At 75.4% G+C, this 562-nt stretch carries 2 protein-coding genes; both read left to right on the plus strand.

Features of this window, described 5'->3' with window-relative positions; genetic code table 11:
- Positions 1 to 337 (plus strand): anhydro-N-acetylmuramic acid kinase (locus AC4FQ5_RS20010; RefSeq protein WP_491146438.1); only part of this gene is annotated, 337 nt, incomplete at its 5' end.
- A 2-nt stretch (positions 338 to 339) separates the two neighbouring features.
- Positions 340 to 562 (plus strand): hypothetical protein (locus AC4FQ5_RS20015; protein ID WP_491146440.1); only part of this gene is annotated, 223 nt, incomplete at its 3' end.

A 562-nucleotide genomic window follows, 5' to 3' on the forward strand; every position in this document is an offset into this window, starting at 1 on the left:
CTCAGCCGCGAGCCTCGCGGCTGAGCGTGTGACGGAGGTGTTCGTCTCCGGCGGCGGTGCCCGCAACCCCGTCCTCCTGCGCGGGCTCGCGGCGGCGCTACCCGGCGTCCCCGTCACGACGACGGCAGCGCTCGGCGTCGGTGCAGATGAGAAGGAGGCCGTGCTCATGGCCCTCATCGGATGGCTCACCTGGCACGGGGTGCCTGCGAGCGTCCCGAGCGCGACCGGGGCGGCCGGGCCGCGCCTCCTGGGCTCGCTCATCCCCGGTGCCGGCCCGCTCCGTCTTCCCGAACCGCGTCGGTCCCCGACCGGTCTCCGCATCCGTTCGGAGGTCTGACCATGACCTCCGTGCAGGACGTCTTCACGCGCCGGACGACCGTCGCCCTCCGGCGGCCGTTCGCGACCGCGGTGCGGCACGCGACGGATCTCGACGTGCTGCTCGTGGGCGTGCGGGACTCGGACGGTCGCGTCGGGTGGGGCGAGGCGGCCCTGAGTTGGCGCGTGACGGGGGAGGGAGCCGACGGCGCGCGCGCCGTGGTCGAGGGACCGCTGCGGGATGCGG

It is taken from the genome of Chryseobacterium sp. DT-167 (assembly GCF_058310155.1).